This window comes from Lysinibacillus sp. 10T31 (genome assembly GCF_056394365.1).
Genome location: NZ_JBFTHS010000003.1, coordinates 158,920 through 174,718, shown reverse-complemented (window position 1 = coordinate 174,718; position 15,799 = coordinate 158,920). Strand labels below are relative to the sequence as shown.

Sequence of the window (15,799 nt, the reverse complement as noted above, 5' to 3'; positions counted from 1 at the left end):
AAGATGTTTCGAGTTGATTTAAACTGTGATTTAGGGGAAAGTTTTGGTCGTTATCGACTTGGAGAGCAAGAAGAAATCTTAAAATATGTAACCTCTGCTAATATTGCTTGTGGATTCCATGCTGGAGATCCAACTGTCATGCGAGAGACAGTTAAGCTAGCCATTGCTAATGGTGTGAAAATCGGGGCACATCCAGGATTACCGGATTTAAATGGCTTTGGACGACGTGAGATGAACATCACACCACAGGAAGCCTATGATATGGTTATTTATCAAGTTGGAGCATTGCAAGGTTTTCTAACGACTTACAATGAAACTATGCAGCATGTTAAGCCACATGGAGCACTTTATAATATGGCTGCTAAAAGTCCAGCGATTGCTGAGGCAATTGCACAAGCCATTTATGATATTTCACCTTCACTTGTGTTATTCGGTCTTTCAGGTAGTGAATTAACAAAAGCCGGAGAAAAAGTAGGGCTTCAAACAGCCCATGAAGTGTTTGCAGATCGTACCTATCAGAAGGATGGTTCTTTAACATCTCGTAAACAACCTGATGCATTGATTACTGATAAGGAACAAGCTGTGAATCAGGTTGTGAGAATGGTGAAAGAGGGAATTGTGCTGTCACAACAGCAAATCGAAATACCATTACAGGCAAATACTATTTGTATTCATGGGGACGGAGAACATGCTGTAGAGTTTGCAAAATATATTCATTCAAAATTAGCAGAAAATCAAATCTCAGTACGTGCAATCAAGGAGGGGTAGACCAATGGGAGCAAAAATAACGGAAGTTAGTGAAGCAGTAATTGAGCAAGAGAAAAAAGGTAAATTTGTTAAGAAAACAGCAAGTAAAAGTGTGTTAATAGGAGCAGCCTTTTTAATGGCTACCTCATCTATCGGACCAGGGTTTTTAACACAAACGACAGTATTTACACAGCAATTAGCGGCTAGCTTTGGATTTGTAATTTTAATTTCATTAATCCTAGACATTGTCGCACAGGTAAACGTTTGGCGAATCATTGCTGTTTCTGGCTTGCGAGGGCAAGAAATTGCCAATAAGGTGTTACCTGGCTTAGGTGTTCTCCTTGCAATTATGATTGTTATAGGTGGTTTAGCATTCAATATTGGTAACGTTGCTGGAGCTGGATTAGGGTTAAATGCAATGCTTGGCGTAGATCCAATTATGGGTGCCATTGTAAGTGCACTTTTTGCTATTTTTATATTTATCTATAAAGAAGCAGGGAAGGCAATGGACAAGGTTGCGCAAATTGCTGGCGGTGTCATGATTCTACTCATGCTATTCGTTGCTTTTAAAACTTCACCACCTGTAGGAGAAGCGATTGTGAACACTGTTTGGCCTAAAGAAATTAGCTGGTTTGCGATTGTAACTTTAGTTGGTGGATCAGTTGGAGGTTACATTACTTTTGCTGGTGGTCACCGCCTTTTGGACGCTGGCATCAAAGGACAAGAATCCTTGCCAGAAGTAACAAAAAGCTCTGTGACAGGGATTTTGATTACTGGCGTAATGCGTATTGCATTATTTTTAGCGGTTCTTGGTGTTGTTTCAAAAGGTTTAGTCATTGATCCTGCCAATCCACCTGCATCTGTTTTCCAACTAGCTGCGGGTAATATTGGTTATCGTATGTTTGGTATGATTATGTGGGCTGCAGCGATTACTTCTGTTGTAGGTGCAGCTTATACATCCGTTTCATTTATTCGTTCATTCCACCCTAACATTGAGAAATATCATAATTGGGTGATTATAGCATTTATCGTCATTTCAACAACAACTTTTTCCTTGGTTGGAAAGCCTGTTAATGTGTTAATTTTGGTAGGTGCATTAAATGCACTGATTTTACCATTATCACTTGGCATTATATTAGTTGCTGCACACAAAAAAGATATTGTTGGTACATATAAGCATCCACGTTGGTTAACTGTAACTGGAGCAATTGTAGTTGTTCTTATGGGATATCTCAGCATTATTACATTCATTGAACAAGTTCCAAAAATTTTTAGTTAATCTAACAACCAACCATCCATGAGCATCTTTTCATGGATGGTTAATTTATAAGGAGTGAATTGATGATGACAACATATAGTGCTTTAGAGCCGAATGAAATCCGTAAACTTATTCGCAATCAAGAAATTTCTGGACCAACTTCTGGCATGTCAATTGGGTTTACACAAGCAAATTTAGTGATATTGAAGAAGGAGCATGCCTTTGACTTTCTACTCTTTTGTCAGCGAAATCCAAAGCCATGCCCGTTATTAGACGTGACAGAACCTGGCTCATTTATACCTTCAAAGATTGCTAAAAATGCAGATATTCGCAAGGACATTCCGAAATATCGTATTTATCGGGATGGTATTTTAACTGAAGAAGTATTAGATATTACAGATTATTGGGAAGAGGATATGGTAGGTTTTTTAATAGGGTGTAGCTTTACATTTGAAACACCTCTTCTTGAAGCAGGTATTCCAATAAGACATATTCAAGAAAACTGTAATGTGCCAATGTATAAAACAAATATAGCGTGTGAAAAAGCAGGTATGTTTGAAGGACCAACTGTTGTCAGTATGCGCCCTATGACAGCAGAGGATGCGATTCGTGCAATCCAAATTACTTCGCGTTTTCCAAATGTACACGGTGCACCAATTCATATTGGTAGTCCAGAACAAATAGGTATTACGGATATTTCAAAACCAGATTTCGGTGATGCCGTGTCCATTAAGCCGGGGGAAATACCAGTATTTTGGGCTTGTGGCGTAACCCCTCAGGCAGTAGCAATGGAAAGTAAACCTTCTATTATAATTACTCATGCAGCGGGTCATATGCTAATCACTGATATAAAGGAAACAAGCTTGAGCATACTTTAAGGTATGTTCGAAGACATCTATTTATTTTCTTCATTAGTAAGTGTTAAGAGGTTGGGACGAAACCAATTTCTTAAATAATTATAAGTATATCTATGGACATTTGGTAAATAAGTATATCTCCGAGAATCATAATCAATAGTAATAGTTTTTTTAGTTGTTAAATGTTAGAAAGGGGTTATTAACACTCGAATCATAAAAATAGTTGTATAGTTCATTGTTTTCATCGTTTGTACAAATAACTTTTTTAGAAATACCATTTAATATTATATTCATAAATATTTCTCCTTATGTATGAAACAAAGACCCGATTTATGGGAAGGGGCCTTTGTTTAAATGATAGGTTATTAAAATGTAGATGACAGGGTTATAGTATCACCAATAAAGTCTATTAAATCTACTTCAATCTCTAAAGATTCAACGAAAAAATTAAATATTGCTAATTTCCCGACTAAGAATAACGATAAGTTATATGAATTAAATACTAACTCCTTAATATTGTTTGATTCTAAGGAATCTAACTCTGCTTTTACAATAATTTTTAATTTCTCATTACAAAAATCTCCATGTTCTTCATGAGAAGAATTAATCAATCTTACACTGTTCCAGGAAGATGAGGAAATACCATTATTTTTAAATACAGAAGTGTATAGTATAGAATTATTTGTTGCATTAGCTCCTAATAGCTCTTGAGCAAGAATAGCTTCTTGAGCCCACATAGTAGTAGGTGGATTCGATTCAAAATGATGCCCTAAAGATATGCCGCAATCTTTTTTTACTGATAAGGTTAATCTACTATATATATATTTTATTATGATTTCTTGTAGATGTTTCGGAATCATATCAGTATAATCAACATTTACTTTTAATTTATCAAAGTATTCATGAATTTTTGTGAGAAGTGCCCCTTTATTGGAATTAACAGCATCTCTGATTCGATAATTATCTCTCGACATTACTCTATCATGAAGTTCAATTTTTAAAAATTTTTCTTTATATGTGTTTACCCCTTTACTAATGTCTAAAGGAATCGCATCAATTACATTTTTTGTGAATTCAATAATAGTATTTTTATTGTTTATACAATTATGTAATTCTGCATTTAAAATATTTTCTTCCTGCTTATACAAAGGAACCTCTAACATAGATTTTAGTTTTTGTGCTAGTTCATGATTAAACGTGAATTCTGCGAAATTAATTCTTTTTTTATGAAAATTCCCCATAGGTATAACAGAGTTGAGAGGATTTAGTAATTCAATACTATTTTCAATGATCGAGTTTGACCTTAGAATAGCAAGTTTTTCTTCAAAGTCTTTCATAGCTTTAAAGGTAGTCTCAAGTGTTTCTTTATAATCAGTTTCATCTGATATTTCATCACGAATGTTATAAATAAATAAAACTCGTGCCCCACCAATAATAGGCTCCATTTTTTTCACTGATTTTTCATATTCAGAAAGGTTATCGGAACGCATCATAAATACATATAAATCTGCATCGTTAATATTTTCTAAGCCTTCGACATTTCCTGATACACCTGGTGTATCAGTAATAATTAAACCGTTTAACTTTATTCCCATAATATTTAAAACTAATTCACTAGGTCTTGTATGAATCTCAATAATATCATTCTTTGGATCTAAATCTTTTCGTTGACCAGCTTTGTCTTCAATTTGTTTTGAATAAGTATTGTTTTTGAAGATTTGCTCTTCAAATTTATTAAGACCATCTTCAGTTAAAGGATAACGAATACCGTTTAACGAAGAATTCGGACTAATGAATCTTATAGATTGCTGTTCTTTTGATAGTTCTTTATTTATTACATATTGGACATTTACTTTAGTGAAATCTCCACCATCTGCTGCAAAATGATTTTTGATTAAGTTTGAGTCTTCACAAAATCTCGAACATAAAAGACTCTTGCCTACACGCGCACGTCCTACTATCCCAATTTTTTTTATCATTTATATCGCCTCCTTATCTTATATTGTAAATCACAGTCATTGTTATTTAAATCCTTTAATGCAAAATAGAGCTAATAATTGTTGGTTGTGAAAAATAAATATAAAACTTTCAATGGTAGTAAGAGGCATTTGGATTTTAAGTATTTACTCTCAATTCCCTTGGAAACTGAGAATTTATCCACTAGTGTCAAATTTGGCCGAAGTCCTCACGCTTTTCTTAATCTTACCTAAGAGAAAGTACACCTAACTCACCAATCAACCCATCCCACCAATCAACCCATTCCACCTATAATATTTGGTAATGTCATAAGTCTTTAGGATTAATTTGAATAGTGAGCGAAATATAGTATAATAATTACATAATTTGTACGGAGGTGTATTATGATACCGATTACTTTTGCTCAAAAAAAAAATAATGAAAATTTAATATTAATGGTTCATGGTTTTACTGGGGGATCAGGCACATGGGTAAATGAAAATGAACTTTCATTTCAAGAGTTGTTATTAAAAAATGAAGCAGTTAAAGCTAATTTTGATATTGCGAATTTTGAGTATTATACAAAGTTTATTGCACTTGAAAAAGTTCAACAAGCAAAAAGTTTAATTAAGATTTTCTTGAAAAAAACAACAGCTACTAAAAAGAATTTAGATATAAAAAGACTTAGTGATTTCATGAAATCTTCAATCGAAACATATTGTAGTGAATATAAAAATATCATAATAATTGCACATAGTATGGGAGGACTGATTACTAAAAAATATATAATTAACGAACTTAGAGAAGAGTCTTGCAAAGTAAAACTATTTTTATCTTTATCTGTGCCTCACAAAGGTTCTGAATGGGCAACTATTGGAAAGAAACTTAAACTTAACAATCCACAGATTGAAGACCTAGCACCGTTAAGTGATATTTTAGATGAAATTACTCAAGATTGGATAAATTTAAAAAGTACTATTCCAAATACAATTTATTATTATGGATTCTATGATGACGTTGTTAATGAGAAAAGTGCAGTTGCCTATCAAAGTGATAAAATTATTAAAGTAGGTTGTGAAAACGATCATTTTAATATAGTCAAACCAAATGATACAGATTCAATGGTTTGTAAAAATATTTGTATGCAGCTTACAAACTATGTTAGAGAACAAGATTTGAAATATGTAAAGTTTGAAGATAATGGTCAGTTAGATGATGAGCTGTTTGTAATGAAATTATTAATTGCGGATGTGCATAATAAGTTAGTTTTGGATTCTAAAAAATATTTTTTTGAAGCGAATATATTGTGAAAGCACTTTTGAAAAATGGATACTCTAAGGAAGATTTAGAATTTTTATATGTAAAATTGGAGAATTTATATAATATTTATTTTGTTAAATATACGTCTGGTTTGCTGGAATCTAGCAATCAATTGGTCTCTTCATTGTATGAAATGATAATTTTAGAAAATGATAAGTCTTTAAAAGTATCAAGCGATTTAATAGATGCGGCTAGAAAAACTGGGATGTTGAATCAATTAGCAAATAAATATGATCAAGATATATGGTGGGCTAAGAACAATAATATAAAGACTGTTGAGGAATTTAGAAAGGCGAGATTTAAAGATGGAGCCTAAAAAGAATTATTACTTTATGGAACCAGAATTTGATTTTCATTATAGGTTATTGAGATTAATGATTATTTTAAATAAAAATTCATTTACATCAAAAGGTAAAAAAGTTTTAATTCTTGAAAAGATTATGATTTTTGATTTCTTAATTGCAAACCCTAAAATATTTAAAGAGATTTTAGAGTTTTATAATATAGAACTACAATTGAAATTTTCAGAGAAAGATACTATAGAAAATTATTCTTATTTGAATTTTTTAACAATGGATAAAGAATATAGAAGCCTATTGAACATATTAGTTAATAAATATATCGATTATGAAATTATTGATAAAAAAGTCTATTATTCTATTACAGAAATCGGTAAAGAATTTGTACTAGGTTTTGAGAATAGTAAATTTGAAAGATTAAATGAATTAACTGATAAACTTGATAAAATTAAAAGTAAAAATATAAGCGAACTGAAAAATCTATTGAAACAGTGAGGTGTAATAATGTCCATTCAATCACCTATATTACAATTAAAAAAGTTAGTTCTAGTTGGTAGAGATAAAAATTATGAAGTAATTTTTAAAAATGGAATAAATATAATTTATGGAGATTCTGATACTGGTAAATCAAGTATATTAAATTTAATAGATTATGCATTAGGTGGAAGTGAAATTGATTTATATCAAGAAATTGAAACACATGGTAAATTCGTACTATTAGAGTTAAAGTTGAAAAATGAAATTTATACAATTAAAAGAGATATATTTTCACCACAAAGCTATATTGAAGTATATCAAAGTAGTTTAGATGAAATGGATTCAGTTTTTCCAAAAGAATATAGTTCCAGTTTTAGTACTGAAGGACCAGCGGGATACTTTTCAAATTTTTTATTAACGGCATTAAATATTCCATTAATAAACATTAAACAGTCCCCTAGTAAAGATAGTTCAAACTTGCACAGATTGAGCTTTAGAGACATTTTTAAATATTGTTATCTAGATCAAGATGATGTTGGTAGTAAAAGTATATTAGATGCGAAAAACTTTCCTGTAGCAGTAAAAAATAAAGAAACGTTTAAATTTATACATAATGTATTAGATTCTCAGATAACCGAAATAGAAAATCAAATATCCAAATTAACAAATGAAAAACTAAGTTTGGAAAAAGAGTATGAAACATTAAACAAGTTTTTTAGAGAAACACAAATTGATACCAAAGAAAAATTAATTAGTGATAAAAATATTCATGAGTTAGAAATTAAAGAATTAGAAGAAAAGTTAAATCAAATTAATATTATGATGCAGTCAGATACTGAATTTGAGGGTGCTTTAAGAGTAGAAGTACATAGCGAAGAGGTAGAGATAAATAAGTTAATTCAAAAACGTAACGTTCTATTAAATCAATTAGAACAATATACCAAATTGAAAAAAGAATATGAGATAAACTATGAAAAATTTAAATTGTCTTTAGATGTTAAGAAAAGTATATCCAAAAATTTTAATCGTACTAGTAATTGTCCGTTATGTAACAGCTTAATGGAATTAAAATTTAGTGAACATAGATTGGAAAATTATGATAATGAAACTTTAAAAATTGAATTAAATAGTTTACGAAATAAAATAAAAGAGCTTCAAAATTTAATTGAATTAACTAGATTTGAAATTGAAACAATAGATAATGAATCACATGAAAAAAATCATAATTTAGACAAGAATAAAAAATTATTAGATTTTAAAGTAAATGAATATATTTCTCCATATCTTTCTCAAAGAGATTTGTTATTTTCAATGAAGAATTCCATTTTTGAAAAAATAGATAGGATTAAATACCTATTAAAACTAAGAAATCAAATTGAAAAAATTATTGAGTCTATTAATCAAACGAACAGTAATATAAAGGAATTAAAAGATGAATTAATTGAATTAAAGGCGAATGCGCCTTCTGTAAATGGTGTACTAGCAAACATTTCACAAAATCTCTCTGAGTTTCTAAATTTTATTCCTATAAAAAACCCTTATGGAATTAGAATAAGTGAAAAAACTTTCCTACCCGTTGTAAGAGATAGAGATTACATTAAACTAACCTCAGGAGGTTTAAGGACTTTAGTTTCGATTGGATATCTGTTTGCACTACTAAAAAATAGTTTTTATTCTAATACACAGTTTCCATCCTTATTAATGATTGATACAATTGGGAAATATATAGGGAAGACTAGTATTGAGGGTGAGATAAATCAAGAAGAAACAGATATTACAAATAATGAAGAAGCGCTAGATGACCCTACGAAATATAAAAGAATTTATGAATATTTAAATTCATTATCAGCTGAAGCGAGACTAATAGGTAAAGAACATCAAATAATTATTGTAGATAATGATTTTCCGGAAGACTTAATAGTTGATTATAGTGCCTATATTATTAAACGTTTTAGTTCAAAAAATAAACATGGTTATGAAAAAGGGTTTATAAATAATGCATAAGAAGTAGCTCTAAACAAATCATATACACATTTTTTATACGATCCTTTTTGGGGTTCTCACTACATTCAATCTACCTTGCTCTTTATTGTTTTTTAATATGTATTTTATTGTAGTTATAGATTGATTAGCTGAATAATAATGTTTTTATGAAGTGAAAGAAATGTTTTCAATTTACGAGTATTTCGGCAAAGAAAGTACATTACCGAAGATTAGTGACAGAAACCCTTGATTTCAAGGGTTGTAAGTCTTTGCTGCAATCCTTTAATAGCAACTTTGATTTTTTACTCGGTAAAGGAAGCAGTAAAAAAGCTACTGATTAAAGACCAGCAGCTAAGCAGATTCATTATTGAAAGATCTAATTAAATTTTCGATTTCTACAAAGGGGATCAGGCGATATTTAAGTCTCTATAGAAAAGGAAGGCCCTGATTTTTTGGGCTAAGTAATTTTGCTTAGCTTCAGTTATCTCAGAAATTCAATAATTGTTAAGCTAATTGTTCCAAAGAAATAACATAAAAAAATAGATTTAAATAAACCTAAGTGAAACCTAGCAATACCAAGGTTTCAGGCAAATGCTTCATTCCCTCTTGGGAGGTGCAATCATAACGTTATACCTAGAGAAATAAGCATTTTCGCTTATAATTCAGTTTTACAGTACTCGGTCAGTCGAGATTCTGTACTTTTGGATTGTATGTGGAGGTGCTTTTTCTTTGTCCAAAAAGAAGGGGATATTTGAAGTAAAATGAACAACCATTATTTCAGGTTAGAAAGCATGAAGAAAAACGAGATTATTTAACTTCTTTCAGCAAATCTCTTTTGTAACGTAAGCTACAGAAGTTTCCCACCTCTATAGGTGGTGAGATGAATGCTAAGCTACCTTTCAGCGGGTGTCCAAACACTCGCTAAATAGAGGAACTTAATCTAAGAACGCCACGTCCTGCGTCAACGATTGAGTGACCCACATCATGTTGGCCTAAAGTCTCCGGCACGGAATAGGAAAGGAGTTCACATAGGCTAACTGACCTGCATCGTGCTGGCCTAAGCACAAAGCCGATTCCGGACGTCACGCTCATTGTAACATTGGTTATAAAATAGAAAATGAGGATTGATTTTTTAAGTGGATGGCTAAAATGACAATGAAGTGGATGGTTAAATACAATTGATATAATATTAATATATAATTTTTTACCTTGAATAACATTGCTAAAAGAAGAAGACAAGATGTAAGCAAGTTTGAAGGAACTAATGAGGTGAGTATAGTTGGATTGGAAACCTGATAGAAAAGCGAAAAAAGCTATCTATAAACAACTCGCAGAATATATTGAAAAGGGAATTGCAGATGGTACATTTCCACCTGATAAACCATTGCCATCAGAGAGATATTTAGCTAGTGCTTTAAATTTAAACAGAAGTACTGTTGTTCATGCATATGACGAATTAGAATCGATTGGGTTAATTGAAAGAAATAGAGGAAGTGGTACTACCATTAGTAAAGATATATGGGGTATGACAAAAAAACGGATTCCTAGCTGGAATAGGTATATTGAGGCGGGTTCTTTTTTACCTAGTCAACCTTTATCGCAAAAAATAAGAAAAGAAGCTGTTGAACATAAATTAATAAATTTAGCTTCCGGTGAATTGTCAGAAGAACTTTTCCCAAAAAGCTTTTTAAACGAGATAACGTCAACACGTTCTTTTATTGGAAGCCTAGGATACGATCATCCACAGGGGAATGAAATCCTTAGAAATACCATTACAAAACACGTAAAAAAATGTCGGGGAATCGAAACTAATCCTTCTTCAATACTTATAACATCAGGAGCGCAACAAGCATTACATTTAGTTGTACAATGTTTGTTAAAGCCTGGAGATGCAATAGCAATAGAAGATCCTTCTTACAATTATAATCTTCCAATTTTTAAATCGGTAGGTATACAAGTACATTATCTACCAGTCGATAAGGATGGAATGAACCCAGAGGATTTGCTGACATTATATAAAAAACACCGAATTAAAATGATTTTTTTAAATCCGTATTTTCAGAATCCAACGGGCTCCTTATTGAATAAAAAGAAAAAAGAAGCGATTTTAGACATATCCTCAAAGCTTGGAATTCCAGTAGTAGAAGATGATCCTTATAGTTTAACAGCTTTTTCAGGAGAAAAAATCTCTACCCTTAAATCAATGGATAGGAATGGCAACGTCTTATACATTAGTTCTTTGTCCAAAATTGTTGCATCAGGATTACGAATAGGGTGGATTATTGGCCCAACATCGGTGATTGAAAGATTATCCGATGCGAAACAACAAATCGACTTCGGTCATTCTAGCTATACACAATGGATAGCGAATGATTTTTTAGAATCAGAAAATTTTCATATTCATATAAAAAGTTTAATTAAGGAATTAGAAAAAAGGAGAGATAAAATTATAAAAAGCCTTGATACTTATTTAAAAGATCTGGTGGAGTATTCTATTCCTCAGGGTGGTATTCATATATGGTGTAAAATACTTAAAAATTATAATGAAATCCAATTGCATGAAGAATCCATTAAGAGAGGCGTCATTTATGTACCTGGTTCTACACTGGGATCCAAAAATGGTTTTGTTCGTTTTACTTTCGCCAAGGAAGATGAAGATTCAATAGATGAAGGAATCAAAAGGTTTGCAGAAGCTCTGAATAGTTTATAGCCAATTGGATGACTAAAAATGTGTAAGAATGGATGTTTTAAAACATTTATCCCTTAGATAAATGGATGGTCAAAAAAGTATCGAATTGGATGGTTATAAAAAATATAAATCCCTTATCATGGAGAGGTGGATGATAAATCATCGATATAGCCTACTGAAAGAGTTGATATGATATGACAACGGGTATGATTATTACGCTAGTGATTGGATCTATTATTAAATTATTAATGAGCCCTCCCAGTGTAGCTGTGGCATGGGGAGTAAGTAAATTTGAACTTCATAAAAAGCTTGATTCAAAAGATGTTACGGTAACATTTAATGGGAATAATTTGGAGGAGGAAGAAAAAATTAGATTTACAGATTATTTTAATAAAGCTTCCTTTTTAAAAAAGCACTATATATTTCCAGGGAATGAAAAATTATTTTTACAGCCAGAGACTAATGTTACTCCATTTGTCATGAACGTAAAAAGAGGCAAAAAAGAGGTTGATTTCTTTGTTTTTAGTTACGACAACCACGTTGATGTAGTCAAGAAGTGCCAGGAGAAGGTTGTTTCATATAGTGTTAGTTCTGAATATCTACAAAATTTCTCCATTTTAACTACAAATACAAACCATTGAAAAAAGGTTTCGAAAATTAGGGATTCAGTCACTGACGTAGAATCCCTTTTTTATTACCCTGAAAATTAAGTGAATATAGTACCGACATTATTTTTTCAATTCAATTGAATAGAGGATTTTTTTATGACCAAAAAATCGAGATAATATTGCTACTCATCACAGCACTCAATACTTGATAAACGACTTCCTATAATAGAAATAGGAGTAATCTACCATAAGAGGAATAATTCTTGCTTCACTATTTCTTTCCCTGAAAGCTGGTATAATAATGGTAGAATAATACATTTGCGAAGGAGAGAAATTAATGACAGCTCAACAACAAGCAGCGATGCAATCCATGATTGACTGGCTTGCAGATGAACGTGAACTCGGGAAACAACCCAGCAAAATAGAAATTGCAGGAGAATTTGATTTACATGATATGCACTACTACATATTCAAGTATAAAAAAGCAATGCTCGGAAAATGGCTCCTGGCTGTATGTGGAGGCTATGAGGACCCGTCTGACACTGAGCATTGTGGTCATATATTCAGCGAGATGCAACCCTATGACCCTTCGACTGCAGAGCAAGAAGCTGTAAAGATGGTAGAATTAATCCGAGAATACTGGATGCAGCAGGCTGCAGCATATGAAGCTACCCAATCCATGGGGGACGAGACGGAAACGCAAGACAATGGATCTGGTATTTTTAACGGGTTCGTGCTACTTAATTCTGCAGAATGTGATATTGATCAGATAAAAGTCAACCTTTTGAATGATTGGAACATTTCCTGCTCATCGGTAGAGGATGAGGATGAGGAAAACGCCGAAGAATCAAATGAAGGAACCATGGTCTTTGAAGTGGACGACTGCATGTTAGCGGTAAGTTTTGTGGATGCTCCCATACCAGATGGTGAGGCTGAGCATTATGCACAGGGAAACTACATGTGGAAAGAAGCCGTGGAGGTTACTCAAACGCATGTAGCTCAAATCATCCTGGCTGTATTTACCCGTTCCGGCTCCCCGCTGGACAGCGGCAGGCTATACACCAAGCTGGCGGCCAGTTGTCTAAAGCTTCCTAACGCAATAGGGATCTATACATGTGGCACCGTATTTCAGCCTGAACTTTTTCAGGATATGGCAGAAGTCATGAAGAATGACGACATGTTTCCTTTACTGAATCTGGTTTATTTCGGCCTGGTCGGAACGGAAAACGGGGTAGATGGATATACCTATGGGCTAAAGGCCTTTGGCAAGGATGAAATTGAAATCCTGGACAGCCAAGCATCTCCTGCCGAGCTGCGTGATTTTTTGATTACTATTTCCGGATATATTGTAGAAGAGAATGTCACTTTAAGGGATGGAGAAACGATCGGCTTCTCAGCAGAGCAAAAGCTGCCAATTTCCCGTTCCGAGGGAGTTTATGTCGATGGGGATACTCTTAAAATCAAATACTAGTCTCATGCCCAAAAGACACCGTAGCAGGTGTCTTTTTTATGCTGCATAAACAATAATACTTTGCTACACTAATCGCGATTTCCATCCGTAATTGAGGAGAGTAATACCATCTTTTTCAGCCTTAAAGTAATAATGTTATAAAACCCTTAAATTCACTGGTATCAAGGTATGACTGACTATACTTTCTTTCTATAACTCGTGGCCATTCTGCACGGTCTCCGTACTTTCTCTTTAGCATACTGAACCTCCAAACTCATTGAAAATAATGAGGATATAATTCTTTATGCTGCCATATCCATTTCTTCATCTCAAGGATCATTTCCTCATAGCTTGGTATAGTAAATGAAAAATCTTTTCGTGTGTTGACTAGTGTTTTATCAATGTTTACAAGCTGATATGGGCGGATGGTTATTTTATTATCCTTGAAGTGTTTATTGAATAGTTGCAGCAGATCAAACTTTGAAATACTGCTATTGTTGACGAGGTGATAGAGGCCTGTTGTCCCTTCAATTGCTGCACGTTCAATTGCTTTTGCTAATGTTAGGGTAGTAACTCCGGTCCATATTGCGCCAGTATAGCCGTCAATAGTATCCTGTTGCTTCATAAACCAATGGAAGAGGCCTATGCCATCCTCTTTCATATCAGGGCCGATAATAGAGTTACGAAACGTCAGATGTTGAGTGCTTTCAATTTCGCCTAAGCCCTTCGTCCGGTCATAAAAGGTTACCCCGTCGTGAAGGCTTTTTTCATGATAGGGAGCGGCTTTTCCTGAAAATACACAATCCGTACTCAAATGAATAAGCTTAGTTTTCCTGTTTTTTAATAAAGATACAATGGCATGAGGCAAATAACTATTGAGATATATGCTTTTCTCACGGTTGGTTTCACAGGCATCATTTAATACACCGATACAATTGACGACAACATCATAGTCGGGATCTAGCAATAGTGACCTTAAAAAATTTGAATCAGTAATATCTCCTGTAATATTTTTTCCGTATGAAAAGACTGTTCGTGAATAGGTTGTTACATCATGCCCTTGAGAGCATAGATAGAGCGAAATCATGTGGCCAGCCATTCCAGTAGCGCCGAGAACTAAAAATTTCAAGGTTTTCCTCCCATCCAATTATGTAATTCTTCTTGAACAAGAGGGAGCTTTAATAATTTTTCTTTTATTTCAGCGACGGACAGTATTTTCGTATTAGTAGAGTTATATTCATCGGTTAACGTAATTTTAGGAGAGCCCTCATCAAGATATTTTCCATAATTTAAATCCCGATTATCTGCAGGGATTCTATAAAAATTCCCCATATCAATGGCCTTTGCAGCTTCTTCCTTTGTTAATAACACTTCGTAAATCTTTTCACCGTGCCGTGTTCCGATAATTTGTATATTATTTTGAGCTTGAAAAATTTCTAGTAAAGCCAGTGCTAAATCCTCAATATAAGCAGCTGGTGATTTTTGTACCATAATGTCTCCGTTATCAGCATGTGAGAAGGCGTATAAAACTAATTCTACTGCCTCATCAAGACTCATCATAAAGCGTGTCATTTTTGGATCTGTAATAGTTAAAGGCTTACAAGCTTTAATTTGTTCGATAAATAAAGGGATAACAGAGCCTCGTGAAGCCATTACATTTCCGTATCGTGTACCACAAATCAATGTTTGATCTGGATGAACCATTCTTGACTTAGCAATAAACGTTTTTTCCATCATAGCCTTTGAAATTCCCATTGCATTAACTGGATAAGCAGCTTTATCAGTGGAGAGGCAAATAATTTTTTTAACACCTGTTTGAATAGCGACGGTTAAAACATTATCAGTGCCAAGGATGTTCGTCTTAACTGCTTCTAGCGGGAAAAATTCACAAGAGGGGACTTGCTTAAGAGCGGCGGCATGAAAAACAAAATCGACTTCATACATTGCATTGTAAATGCTTTGGATGTCACGTACATCGCCAATGAAAAATTTAATTTTCGGATGTTGATAGAGTTTACGCATATCATCTTGTTTTTTTTCATCTCTTGAAAAAATGCGTATTTCCTTAATGTCGGTATTTAAAAATCTTTTTAATACCGCATTACCAAAAGAGCCGGTGCCTCCTGTTATGAGAAGAACTTTATCTTTAAACATT

At 33.1% G+C, this 15,799-nt stretch carries 11 protein-coding genes and 1 pseudogene; 9 read left to right on the top strand and 3 right to left on the bottom strand.

Annotated features, from left to right (window positions below; translation table 11 throughout):
- Positions 1-3: 3 nt before the first annotated feature.
- The 3 genes from AC1DCY_RS03235 to AC1DCY_RS03225 all read left to right on the top strand — a co-directional run bounded on the left by AC1DCY_RS03235 (position 4) and on the right by AC1DCY_RS03225 (position 2,883).
- On the top strand, positions 4-768 hold the full coding sequence (locus AC1DCY_RS03235) for a LamB/YcsF family protein (protein WP_477347397.1): 765 nt from the start codon (positions 4-6) through the stop codon (positions 766-768).
- A 40-nt stretch (positions 769-808) separates the two neighbouring features.
- On the top strand, positions 809-2,026 hold the full coding sequence (locus AC1DCY_RS03230; RefSeq protein WP_477347436.1) for an NRAMP family divalent metal transporter: 1,218 nt from the start codon (positions 809-811) through the stop codon (positions 2,024-2,026).
- A gap of 65 nt (positions 2,027-2,091) precedes the next feature.
- Positions 2,092-2,883 (top strand): putative hydro-lyase, encoded by a 792-nt coding sequence (locus AC1DCY_RS03225; protein WP_477347396.1) that lies wholly within the window; start codon positions 2,092-2,094, stop codon positions 2,881-2,883.
- 344 nt (positions 2,884-3,227) lie between these two features.
- Here AC1DCY_RS03225 and AC1DCY_RS03220 read toward each other — a convergent pair whose 3' ends face one another.
- Positions 3,228-4,841 (bottom strand): P-loop NTPase family protein, encoded by a 1,614-nt coding sequence (locus tag AC1DCY_RS03220; protein WP_477347395.1) that lies wholly within the window; start codon positions 4,839-4,841, stop codon positions 3,228-3,230.
- 381 nt (positions 4,842-5,222) lie between these two features.
- On the opposite strand from AC1DCY_RS03220, the pseudogene AC1DCY_RS03215 reads away from it, so the two are divergent.
- From AC1DCY_RS03215 to AC1DCY_RS03190, 6 genes and pseudogenes are all read left to right on the top strand, one after another.
- Positions 5,223-6,454: pseudogene (locus tag AC1DCY_RS03215) on the top strand (ABC-three component system protein).
- Positions 6,444-6,932 carry an ABC-three component system middle component 4 gene (locus AC1DCY_RS03210; protein ID WP_477347394.1) on the top strand — a complete coding sequence of 163 codons (489 nt, stop codon included), beginning with the start codon at positions 6,444-6,446 and terminating at the stop codon, positions 6,930-6,932. Before AC1DCY_RS03215 ends, AC1DCY_RS03210 begins: the two are co-directional and overlap by 11 nt.
- A 9-nt stretch (positions 6,933-6,941) precedes the next feature.
- Positions 6,942-8,918 (top strand): AAA family ATPase, encoded by a 1,977-nt coding sequence (locus AC1DCY_RS03205; protein WP_477347392.1) that lies wholly within the window; start codon positions 6,942-6,944, stop codon positions 8,916-8,918.
- Between the two features lie 1,258 nt (positions 8,919-10,176).
- The gene (gene pdxR / locus AC1DCY_RS03200) at positions 10,177-11,607 is read left to right on the top strand and encodes a MocR-like pyridoxine biosynthesis transcription factor PdxR (RefSeq protein WP_477347390.1); all 1,431 of its coding nucleotides are present in this window, start codon (positions 10,177-10,179) and stop codon (positions 11,605-11,607) included.
- A 173-nt stretch (positions 11,608-11,780) separates the two neighbouring features.
- Entirely contained in the window at positions 11,781-12,227 is a 447-nt protein-coding gene (locus tag AC1DCY_RS03195) for a YfmQ family protein (protein ID WP_477347388.1), read from the top strand.
- A gap of 304 nt (positions 12,228-12,531) precedes the next feature.
- Positions 12,532-13,665, top strand: coding sequence for a DUF4261 domain-containing protein (locus tag AC1DCY_RS03190; protein WP_477347386.1), 1,134 nt, complete (start codon positions 12,532-12,534; stop codon positions 13,663-13,665).
- Between the two features lie 253 nt (positions 13,666-13,918).
- On the opposite strand, the gene AC1DCY_RS03185 is transcribed toward AC1DCY_RS03190, so the two are convergent.
- Together AC1DCY_RS03185 and AC1DCY_RS03180 are read right to left on the bottom strand one after the other, a co-directional pair.
- Positions 13,919-14,773: an SDR family oxidoreductase gene (locus AC1DCY_RS03185; protein ID WP_477347384.1), complete on the bottom strand. Its 855-nt coding sequence runs from the start codon at positions 14,771-14,773 to the stop codon at positions 13,919-13,921.
- Positions 14,770-15,798: a polysaccharide biosynthesis protein gene (locus AC1DCY_RS03180; protein ID WP_477347382.1), complete on the bottom strand. Its 1,029-nt coding sequence runs from the start codon at positions 15,796-15,798 to the stop codon at positions 14,770-14,772. The genes AC1DCY_RS03185 and AC1DCY_RS03180 overlap by 4 nt, the downstream gene beginning before the upstream one ends.
- Between the last annotated feature and the right edge of the window lies 1 nt (position 15,799).

What these genes read in the sequence shown, in the direction of transcription:
- AC1DCY_RS03235 (WP_477347397.1), top strand. Translation starts at nt 4, where the DNA reads ATGTTTCGAGTTGATTTAAACTGTGATTTAGGGGAAAGTTTTGGTCGT.
- AC1DCY_RS03225 (WP_477347396.1), top strand. Translation starts at nt 2,092, where the DNA reads ATGACAACATATAGTGCTTTAGAGCCGAATGAAATCCGTAAACTTATT.
- AC1DCY_RS03220 (WP_477347395.1), bottom strand. Translation starts at nt 4,841, where the DNA reads ATGATAAAAAAAATTGGGATAGTAGGACGTGCGCGTGTAGGCAAGAGT.
- AC1DCY_RS03210 (WP_477347394.1), top strand. Translation starts at nt 6,444, where the DNA reads ATGGAGCCTAAAAAGAATTATTACTTTATGGAACCAGAATTTGATTTT.
- AC1DCY_RS03205 (WP_477347392.1), top strand. Translation starts at nt 6,942, where the DNA reads ATGTCCATTCAATCACCTATATTACAATTAAAAAAGTTAGTTCTAGTT.
- AC1DCY_RS03195 (WP_477347388.1), top strand. Translation starts at nt 11,781, where the DNA reads ATGACAACGGGTATGATTATTACGCTAGTGATTGGATCTATTATTAAA.
- AC1DCY_RS03190 (WP_477347386.1), top strand. Translation starts at nt 12,532, where the DNA reads ATGACAGCTCAACAACAAGCAGCGATGCAATCCATGATTGACTGGCTT.
- AC1DCY_RS03180 (WP_477347382.1), bottom strand. Translation starts at nt 15,798, where the DNA reads ATGTTTAAAGATAAAGTTCTTCTCATAACAGGAGGCACCGGCTCTTTT.